This is a genomic window from Salinisphaera sp. S4-8 (genome assembly GCF_040361235.1).
Classification (GTDB): domain Bacteria; phylum Pseudomonadota; class Gammaproteobacteria; order Nevskiales; family Salinisphaeraceae; genus Salinisphaera.
The window spans coordinates 328105-338025 of sequence record NZ_APNF01000006.1; the positions used below are offsets into that span (position 1 = coordinate 328105).

At 55.5% G+C, this 9921-nt stretch carries 8 protein-coding genes; 1 reads left to right on the forward strand and 7 read right to left on the reverse strand.

Going from position 1 to position 9921, the window contains the following annotated elements:
- Nucleotides 1-255: 255 nt before the first annotated feature.
- From S4A8_RS11840 to S4A8_RS11865, 6 genes are all read right to left on the reverse strand, one after another.
- Nucleotides 256-951 carry an MAE_28990/MAE_18760 family HEPN-like nuclease gene (locus S4A8_RS11840; protein ID WP_353220296.1) on the reverse strand — a complete coding sequence of 232 codons (696 nt, stop codon included), beginning with the start codon at nt 949-951 and terminating at the stop codon, nt 256-258.
- Entirely contained in the window at nt 893-1999 is a 1107-nt protein-coding gene (locus S4A8_RS11845) for a DUF262 domain-containing protein (protein ID WP_353220297.1), read from the reverse strand. The genes S4A8_RS11840 and S4A8_RS11845 overlap by 59 nt, the downstream gene beginning before the upstream one ends.
- 301 nt (nt 2000-2300) lie before the next feature.
- Entirely contained in the window at nt 2301-2894 is a 594-nt protein-coding gene (locus tag S4A8_RS11850) for an RES family NAD+ phosphorylase (RefSeq protein ID WP_293624174.1), read from the reverse strand.
- Entirely contained in the window at nt 2894-3868 is a 975-nt protein-coding gene (locus S4A8_RS11855) for a hypothetical protein (protein ID WP_293624172.1), read from the reverse strand. The genes S4A8_RS11850 and S4A8_RS11855 overlap by 1 nt, the downstream gene beginning before the upstream one ends.
- A gap of 489 nt (nt 3869-4357) precedes the next feature.
- The gene (locus tag S4A8_RS11860) at nt 4358-5287 is read right to left on the reverse strand and encodes a hypothetical protein (protein ID WP_293624170.1); all 930 of its coding nucleotides are present in this window, start codon (nt 5285-5287) and stop codon (nt 4358-4360) included.
- 596 nt (nt 5288-5883) lie between these two features.
- Nucleotides 5884-6606 (reverse strand): hypothetical protein, encoded by a 723-nt coding sequence (locus tag S4A8_RS11865; protein ID WP_293624168.1) that lies wholly within the window; start codon nt 6604-6606, stop codon nt 5884-5886.
- 1678 nt (nt 6607-8284) lie between these two features.
- On the opposite strand from S4A8_RS11865, the gene S4A8_RS11870 reads away from it, so the two are divergent.
- Complete coding sequence (locus S4A8_RS11870) at nt 8285-9064, forward strand: replication initiation protein (protein ID WP_293624166.1); 780 nt, start codon at nt 8285-8287, stop codon at nt 9062-9064.
- A gap of 420 nt (nt 9065-9484) precedes the next feature.
- On the opposite strand, the gene S4A8_RS11875 is transcribed toward S4A8_RS11870, so the two are convergent.
- Nucleotides 9485-9921: IS5 family transposase (locus S4A8_RS11875; RefSeq protein WP_353220298.1), on the reverse strand; the 437-nt coding region annotated here is incomplete at its 5' end.

Below are 9921 nucleotides of genomic sequence, written 5' to 3' on the forward strand. Positions count from 1 at the left end.
AGGCCCGGCAGTGGGTCATCTCCGAAGAAAGACAAGCCGCCCCGATTGCGTCTGCTATCGGCCAAAAGCGGACTTTCGATACAGCCAAGTCTTTGATGCGCAGAGGCCGTTTTGATTGCGTATCTAACGTACCCGTACATCTATTCAAAGGCGCTCGCGCGCCTCCGCCGCCGGTTTGACAAAAATTCAGGCGTGGGAACGTGGCCTAATAGGTGGCATGTGAGTTTTGCAGACAGCCAGGATACTTCTTCTCAATCAGCGTTCTGAAATTACGGCCGAAATGGCTGACTGAAAAGTATCGGCCAAAAGCAGCATCGCTTGTTGCGTGAACGCAATGTGATTATCTAAATCCACTGCGGATAAATCGGGGCTGTCCCCGTGCGCTACTTGATGGCGCCACTTGACGAGCTCGTTATCGATTCGAAGACGGTGTTGCTGGAAGGGTGTAATATCAAAACCCAAAATCTTAAAATTATGACGAAGCTGCGAGAAGTCCAGATTAGACTTTGATAAAACAACGGTGTTATCAAAGTTAGCAAAGCCTCGTTCTGATATTTCCCTCAAACTGTCGACGAACTGAAGCTTTGCCTCGGGCGAATGATACCTATCTCGCAAACTTTGAAACTCAGACCGCAACACGCCGCAGAGCAATAACCATCCAGCATCAGCAACTCTTGTTTCTGCTTCAACTAGACGCTGAATGTAATAGTTTACGCTGTCGTTATAAAACCCTTCCCAATGTGCGTACGCTAAAACGATTATCGCCTTTGAGTGAATTCCATATGTAGAGTTGATTCGTGATCCAGAAAACTGGGTTTTAACGTCTGAAAGTTCACGTGCTCTGCTAATACGATTGGAATCAATTTCGGAATCAGCTGACATATGCGCAGATTTAAGGTCTGAACCACGCGCTGCCAAACGGGACGCTTCGTTGTATGCGAGTGGTGCCACGAAGACCCGAACCGCTAAGATTAGCTACGTCTTCTTGTTGCCAGAAGTTACGCACTCGTTCATCGATAAAATCGTCGGCATTTGGAAGTTGTTCAATAGCTTGTCTGTTCCTCGCGATTCCCGCGAGAATGCCTTCGAGCGCTCTTAGCGAAAAACGGTTGGCGATATCTTCGTGAGCATTAGGAGGCGGAATAAGAGCCTCGTTTCCGATCACGCGATCTAGCAATTGAACGGTCCAGGCGATATCCTCGATCTTTGAGTATGGGTCGTGAGAGTCAAGTATTCCAAGGATAGAACGGTCAAGAAAATCTTGAACGTTTACCCCCGGGCGCAAGTCTTCGGTAGCGTGAACCAAGGATCTTACGGCATATTCGACGTCTTTTTGCTTCGCCACGTCATCCTCGCTAATTCGTAGAACGCGTTTAAACGCGTCGCTATTAGCAAGATTCCTTATCCTTCTAGTAGCCTCCGAGTTCGCAAGCACCATTGAACAGGTGCGAACCTCTTGCTCGTTTGCATACTCGCCACCCCGATTTAGCCGCTGGAACAAATCAAATTTAGTTTTAGCGTCGCTTGGGTACTTAAGTATTTGGAAGTCTAATCTTGCCCGTCGAAAAAAGAGCTGCAAAGGCTTTTCGAGTGACTTCGCATCCTCATCGGCGTTGCTGGCGTCCCAGTATACCCCCGCTAAAGACGGCAAATACGTGGCTTGTGTTAGTCGTTCTGGCGGCTGGATACGGTCCGGGTTGTCCGGATCGCGTAGCATGCCCATAAATTGAAGAATCGTTGAAATACGCTGCAAGCCATCGATTAGTTCCCAAGTTCCATCTTCTTTCTCATAGGCAAAAGCTGGTGGCAACGGGATCCCAATTAGTATTGACTCAACGAATGCGGTTTTCTTAGTTGCGGACCAACGAAATAAGCGCTGAAACTCAGGAATAATATCCAATTCGTTCTGCTTATACATAGATGCGATTTCGCCGATGGATATTTGCAAGTTATCCGTCGTTACTGATCGTTTGGCTTGCTCTAATTCTTGGCTTAGCATCTTCCGCTCTTAATATAACTTGTGGGACGTTATCAGTCTTGACACTCTATACGCGATTTCCGTGGAAATCGATAGTCGGCCGCCTTTGGGAGATTTTCGCAGCGCCCGTCTATTGGAGAAAATTCCGACATCGAGCCAGCTTTTGTGACCGCTTTGGGTCGCAAACGGCCATGAGCGGACTGCGCTTACCCCGATCCGTAGACACTCGTGCCCTTCACAAAGAGGCCTGCCCGAAGGCCTCGGGATTGACCCCAGCATCAATTTAGTGGTGTGCGTTGAAATGCAAGTCTGCGCGATCACGTCAGTCGTAGATCGTAATTTTGTAGGCCTTGAGCAGATCCAGCACCTCCAGATGGGAGGTGAGCTTGTTCATGGAAACACACGTCAGTTTGGATAAAGCGTGCGGGTATACCGCGATGTTATTGCGAAACGAATGCCACGACGGATAGAGGACGCCGTCGATCACGGGCGTCGCCTGATACGCGTGCTCCGATAGTTCTTGGCTGAGTGCATAGCTTTTGCTGTCGTGAAGTGCTTCCAGGCTGTAACCAAGGCGATTGAGTCGCGGCCCGGTGATGTCGAGCAGGTTCAACGCCGCCGTCGTTTTGATCCCGAACAACACATGATCTCGCAACGTCTGCCGATGGATCCGCATGTTCGGGTGCGCCGAGCGCTGTCGGATCAGGGTCTCAGCCATCGCGGTTTCGAGATCGATAGCCATATAGACCACGCCGAAGGCGGCTTCGCGCCCCTGCGGCGTCGTCACTTCGGGGCCTGAAAAGCGGCTTGGCGCGAGACCGTAGGACAGCGGTGTGTCCTTGTGGGCGATGGGGCTGATGCGACGATAGGACGCTTCGGTAATATTGAATGGTCTGACGAAGCCAGACAGGTCCATCAGCTGAACGCACCCTCATCGTCGCGCGCGAGTGCCGCGTACACAGCGTCAACGTCGCCTTCGCGCAGGCACGTCAATGGCGTGCGATTGGCCAAGTCATAGCGCTCGTTGGTCAACCAAAGCCAGGCCTGCCAGCCATTGCCGTGCTGTACAACGACCGCATCCAGACCCTTGAGCCAGCGTAGACCGCCGGGTGTATTGGCGAACTGCGTCAACGGATAGACGAGCGGGCCGACTTCGCGCGTCAGGCCGATAATCTGCTTTCGGTTGTACCGATTGCGGATGGTCTGACGCGAGGTTTCCAGAAGCTCGGCCATCTTGGTCGCCCCAAGCATTTCGCCGCCCGCGGTCAGGTGGGCAGGAGGCGCCGTGGTCATACTATCCAGATACGCTTCGGCTTGCTCTTCGGTCAGCAGCGTGAGCTCGTCCTCGGCGTCGTCGCTGTGGGTTGGCTCCGACTTCGGGTAGCCGACCTGGACGTTCCCCATAGCGAGACGGGCGAGCGGCCAATCATGGCTTTTCACCGGGTCGAGCATGTCTCGCCACAGGGTCTGAAACGTCGACGCGGGCAGTTCGACATGGCCCGACTTCATATCCATCAGGAACACGACGCTATAACTGTCACTGTCGACGGGCCCGACACGGACGCCCTCCGAGGTATCCACGATTTGCACATCAGCCCCCACGCGCAGCGGGGTTATTTCGCCGCGCCAATCGCCGGGCCACCATTTAACGTGAGGGGTACGCGGATGGGCCGACGCGATCGCGCCGTCCGTGCCGGCCGCGCGCAGTTCGAGCAGTTTCTGGGTGAACTCAATCACGGCGCGCTGGGCGGTCTCGCCCAGGTCGTTCGCGGCCGTGTTGAGCAACGCCCGAACCTGAGCTGTCAGATCCGATTCATGGACGTTCATGACGGCGCCCTCCGTGGCATGTCGATGAATCAGGATTGTCCTCTGACCGCCCAAAAACGTCAAAGGCGGAAAACCCGGAATCTAGGGAAACCGCCCGGCCGCCTAAAGCTATACCATCCGTACACCCCAAAGTGGTCCCACCGGCGCTGCGGGCCGGCAGTGGAGGGCATCCCTTATCTGGAGGTATAACTGGCTCACGTGCCAGACGACCACGCTGTGCGGTTCATCCGGCACGTGCGCGTACGGCCGGCCAAAAGCGGACGCTGCTATCAAGCAATGGTCTTGGACGGACTCGGGATAGGAGCGCTACTTTTACGCTGAGTCCAAACTCACCCAAATGCCTAGCGGCATACCGTAACCGCGTATCGCAACGCGAACGTCGGCGCTGTGCCGTTAGAGAGGGGTGTTAATCGGCTGGCGCATTAAAGGTGGGCGAGGCCCTTGTACTCGACGCCTATTCGAAAAGTGGAGCTCAAAGCCGGGGAGGTTGTTGGGCAGGGCAACTAATAGAAGCCCCTGCCCGTTGATTGGCGAAAGAGCCTGTCGACAGATTTAGTTTGTAATCGACGCAGCGCGCGCGAGAAGCGTTCCACTCGTCGAACGAATCAACTTAGGCTCACCGGCGTGTGGCTCCCACGATGCTAGGTGATCCACGTCATGGATGAGATCGGAATGCGCCTGCATTAGGGACATTTGATGCGGGTTGGTCAGGGTGGCCAGCTGGGGCGCGAGGATGGCGCAGAAGCTCGCCCGTCGGTTTTCGTGCGTTTCCCAAGCCAATAGCTCCTCACCCAGCAACTCGAGCGTGTGATTTTGCGCAGCCATGCCGCCGTGTTCTTGAGAGGCACTGCTGGATTTAGTATGCATACCGCCAACATCCCTGAGCAGGGCCGCGACAATTAATGCCTCGCGATCTTCGAGGCTCGGCGATATCTCCGTCATTGCTTCGACTTTCTCTGCGCGAGCGACACTCGCAACAAGAAGGCTACCGGTGCGCGCGGTCACGCCCTCGTATCGATTTGGCTCGCTCACAAAGTTCGCTGTAACGCTTAGGTTCGCCATGATTCGGTTACACAGCATGCGCATCGAATTGTCGCTTAGTCGATCTAGTAGCGCTGTCAGTCGTGAGAAAGCGCAGCGGCACGTCTGTGGTACTAGTGGCAGAGGTATTAGCTCCCAACTCGGACGCTCTGAATAGTTGATTCGATGACAGCTCTGGATGCGGATATGGCCCGCGCTATCGTCCAAGTGTTCAATTTGCCCTGTTACAGCGACAAGCGCGCCTTTTCGTAGTTGATCTCGTAAGTCGGGGTGCTCACGGGTGAGAGCGATGCAACTGCGGTGGCCGGTGCAGTCTGACACCGTGAATTGCAATTCACCGTCGAGCTCTCGCATGGCATTTTTTTGAGGGTCACCGATAAGACGATAAGTCCCGTCTACTGTGGCGCCATCTTCGAAAGGAATTTCATTCAGATTAGACATACAATTTCGTAACACTGGGTTTGGGTTTGAGTGTCCGTACAGGACACAATCGACGCTAACCCGAGGTCGTTGGAACGCAAGGCCAATTCAATCTCGCCGGCGATGGGGCATCGCCGGCAGAAAAATAGAGCGGGTTGAGGTCGGAAATACGTTTGGAATCGACAGCGATTGGGAATCGCTCTCCCGCTACTAAGTGCCTGGACGCGTCTATTGCCGCGTCAAAAAGAGAGCACTACCGCTCTAATCCAGCGTAAAAGCACGATAGTGGTAACGCCGGTGTCTACGGGATCGAAACGCGTCCCAAGTACGGGCCCTATGTTGCGAAGACTGAACAGATTGATCCTCCAATGCGAGCGAATCTGTGCTGCATGCTTGCCGACTGGTTTCTATTACGTGACGAGCGCGCCACAAAGGGCGAAACGCGGTATCGTCGTCGAAGCCAGGGTCTTAGGACGCGAGCGTGTAGATCGCTGATCCCGACGGGCTCACGTCGCGATCACGCCATCCCGATAGGAGAGCTTTAGCGCAATGAAGTGCATCTCGCTCGACGATTTTAAGCACCGTGCGGTCTCTGCACGCTGGCGGCGTTTGTTACGTCAGCAGAATGCGCCGTCGTCATCTCGAGCTATGGCGGCGCGCACATAACCTACGTCGCCTGCACGTAGACATGCCAGTGCTGTGCGGCTATGCAAATCGCGACGTTCGTGGATCAACCATAGCCACGCTGACCACCCATTGCCATGTCGCGCGACCACAGCATCGAGGCCTTCTGGCCAGCGTAGCCCGCTTGGCGTATCGATAAACTGGGTCAGAGGATAGACGATCGACCCGACTTCCCGCGTAAGTCCAATTATCTGGTTGCGGTCGTACTGGTAGCGCACAGCCTGAGGCGTGGTATGTAGGCGTTTAGCCACATCGACTGCCCCAAGCATCTCGTCGCCGGCGGTCAAGTAAGCGGGCGGGGGCTCGGCGTAGCTTGCCAGGTACGCTTCACCTTCTTCGTCGGACATCGGCTCAAGTACCTCACGGTCATCGATCTCGTCGCTCTCAGTGCCGTCCGCGGAACGCGGTCTGCGAAACGTATCTTCGGCGAGTTCAACATGACCCGACCGCAAATCTACGTGTAGCAGCAGCGAGTCGCTCTCGCATAAAGACTTGTTAGGGGCATCGGTGGCACGTTTTGCCCGAGTAGCGCCGATATCGCGTAACAGGGCTGCGGCCTCGACGACCGCGCGTTTGCCGGCCGGACCGAGCTGGCCGTATATAGCCTTGAGCCGTTCATATATCGGGTCGACTGAGGCGGAGTCGTGGCTGCTCATGGCGCGGGGAAAGGGCTGAAGTACGATTAGTTTCCGCTCATAGCCCGGTCACGTCAAAAAGCGTGTCGCACACGCGATCCGTATATCCGTTTGGAAACGACGACTTATACCATCCCCACACCCGTCAATTGCCACCGGCCCTGCGGGCCGGCCGTCGGTACCGCCTTTTCTTGTCCGAGCTGGCCATTTGCCTGACTCGTCCTGTAACGATCCTGGTACTGGGGCGTCGTTAGTTCGGTGGCAGATTCCGCAAAAAGCGCGATGGATGAGCGGGTCCCTTTATCAGGTGAGGAATAGGGCAACAACAGGAAGATTACAGGGGAGGCCCGACCGGGAAAGAACAGAGGTCAACACCCGGTGGCCGCGAGGTTTAGGGGTATGTGGATGGTATAAAAATCGGCCGGCGCGATTTGTAGGCTGGCGTGAGTACGCGCCAACCAGTTCCCCTATCGCCGCCTCGGTGTCCCAAGTCATGTTCACTGTAACGGCGACTGGCGGCAATTCAGTGGAATGTGCGCTCGGCTGAGCTGGTCCCGAATGCCGCTTTGTTACCGAGCTCAATATCCGCCAATAAGGGCGAAAGGTGTACGAAAAGACGCACCCGTACACCTCGCCTGAAATGCTTTCAATATCGTGGCGGGTAGCCGCAGATTTATAAATTAGCGCGATCCCCGAAAGAAGAAACAATGACTCAGCGGCCATACTCGCCGGCAGGTGAGAGAATTAGCGCGATTTCAGGCTCTTTGATGGTCACAGTCGAGGGCAGGTGTATGAAAAGACGCGTCCATACACCTCACCGAGTCATTTCTGGCATGGCGCTCGGCCCAAGGCGGTGAAAGGATTGGCGCTTTTTTACCGGACGAATGTTCACAGCGACCGCTGCGAGAGGTGTACGAGAAGACGCTCCGGACACCTTCACGCAATGGAGCGCGGTCCGTGGGAGCACGGTCTGGCCCGTTTTGTTTCGGATTTTAAACATTCGATCAATGACATAGGGAGCAGGTATATAGAAAGAAGCACCGATGTGCCTCGCTTAACTAGCGCCGCGGCACTGCGCACAATGCCAAGAGCGAGAACGAGGGTTGCGACGGATCTCTGCCGGGCTCACAGCGACAGGCGTGCACTCGAGCCTTCTTGTCGGCTTCGCAATCGCGCGATTCTTTTTACCTGAAATTACATAACTTATTAATCGCACTAAAGAAGCAGAGCCCTAAATAGGGGAACTGCTTGCTAGGAAAGAAGAAAGCAGCGGCTGATGCTCGGACGCTACGCTTACGACAAAAAGACATAGGCCGTGAGTCGTCGTGGTCGATGGGGTGGTTTGGAGCGCTCCCAAGCGGGGGCTGATAGCGCAAAAACCCATCGCCTGCGGCATTCCAAGCCTCTGATGAGCCATCGTTTACAGGTATTAGCACCGGGACGTTGAAAAGCAGGTGAAAGAATTAGCGCGTTTTTCAGCGACTTTCGAGCTGGCTGAAGACAAGACAAGACGCTGTATTGCGGCAAATGGCGCAAGGCACCGGAAAAGCAGGTGAAAGGATTAGCGCGATTTGGCCTATTTATTCACCGGAATACGACCTGAAATCGGCTTGACACATGCGCCTTGATAGCTCGGTATACAAGCAACGAAGCCGCTCTGAACCTGCCGGATTTCCCGCAAGAAGCACTCACTGACGCTATGAAGGCACAGCAGAAAATGTTCGGGGCTGAGTTGGCGGAGGGCCACGACAGCCGTAGCCAGCCGCGTGCGAGCATCCTGCAGAAGCGCGTTAACGCCGTTCACTGGTCGGCACCGTTCACGCTCAAGGAACGGCAATGCGCCAACGTGCTCCTTGAAAACGCGATGAGCGAAGAAGCCGGTCATGAGTCGGTGGACTCGTTCAAGAAGCGGCGCGAGTACCGTATCTATCTGCCGGACTTAGTCGAAGCCCTGTTCGGTAACCGTGGCAATCGCGACCGGATCAAGCGGACTCTGGACGGCCTGCTCAACAAGCGTGTGGATTGGGCAGTCACGGGTCGAAATGCGTCCAAGGAGTGGGGTGCAAGCACCTGGCTTGGTGGCTACGTGGTCCGCGACCGGTACCTCTACTACTCGTATTCGCCTCAACTGGTCGATGCGATCTTGGAGCCGCAGCTCTATGCCCGGCTCAACGTCAGCATCCAGAACCGCATCCGGTCGAACCACACGCAGTGTCTTTACGAGAACTGTGCTCGCTATCGAGACCCTGGCGCGACACGCGTCTGGACGATCGATGAGTTCAGACGTCTTATGCGACTGCTCGACCGTCGATCCTACAAGGACTTCAAGAACCTAAACCGTGCGGTGATCAAACCCGCGGTCAAGGAGATCAACGAGCAGACCGAACTGTTCGTGAAGCTCGTTACCAAGCAGCAAGGCAACGCTGTTATCGGTCTGTACTTCGAGATTTCGGAGAACGCGGCATACGACGGGCCATAGCTGCCGACTGTGAGTCCTCGGACCGCGAACTTTGCCTCGGATATGTTCGAGGGGTTCTACCCTGTTTCCGCTTGCCGTCACGTGGTCGAGCACGCAACACCTGCTTATAGGGGCCGGCTTGATGAGTTCGTCGATCGGCACGACCTGTCCATCGCGCACGCCGCGCAGCATTTCAGCCCAGCTTCGATAGGGACGCCAGCACGGTGTACGCGCGCGCCAGCGCAGGGGCGCGCAACCGGACACGAAGTCGGCAGCCGCCTAGCCGTAGTCGTTGCGCAGGATCTGCGACAACCAGCGCTCCCGGCCGGAGAGCGTCCGAGTCCAGCAACAAATCAGGTTCTCACCTGTTAATGCGGACACTTCAAAGAAGGCTCATCGTGGGCCGTAAAAAGGAGTGTTATGCTAGGGCGTGTTGCCGTTTCACATGGGTAGCCATAGGAGCACGCAGGCGATGGCGACCACGCCTTCGTAGTGTTTTTTCAGTTTATCGAAGCGGCAAGCCAGCGCTCGGTATTGTTTTAATCGAGCAAACGCGTTTTCTACGAGATGCCGATCACGATACGCGCCTCGGTCCAAATAATCGTTGCCCTGAACCGAGTTGCGCTTTCTCGGAATCACGCATTGACTGTCTTGGGCCTCGATCTGCTCTCGGATGCGCAAGCTGTCATATCCCTTATCTCCGACGATCGCCTGTGCATCCGTCAATTGGGCAATCAGTACCGGCGCCACGACGCTGTCATGGACCTGACCGCCGGTGATTCTGAACTCGACCGGTAAGCCATAGGCATCGACCGCCAGATGCAGCTTGGTCGTCAGACCCGCTCGGCTTTTGCCAATGGCTTGCGGGTCCGGACCGA

Coding starts and splice junctions, on each gene's coding strand:
- S4A8_RS11845 (WP_353220297.1), bottom strand. CDS start 1,999: ATGCTAAGCCAAGAATTAGAGCAAGCCAAACGATCAGTAACGACGGAT.
- S4A8_RS11850 (WP_293624174.1), bottom strand. CDS start 2,894: ATGGACCTGTCTGGCTTCGTCAGACCATTCAATATTACCGAAGCGTCC.
- S4A8_RS11860 (WP_293624170.1), bottom strand. CDS start 5,287: ATGTCTAATCTGAATGAAATTCCTTTCGAAGATGGCGCCACAGTAGAC.
- S4A8_RS11865 (WP_293624168.1), bottom strand. CDS start 6,606: ATGAGCAGCCACGACTCCGCCTCAGTCGACCCGATATATGAACGGCTC.
- S4A8_RS11870 (WP_293624166.1), top strand. CDS start 8,285: ATGAAGGCACAGCAGAAAATGTTCGGGGCTGAGTTGGCGGAGGGCCAC.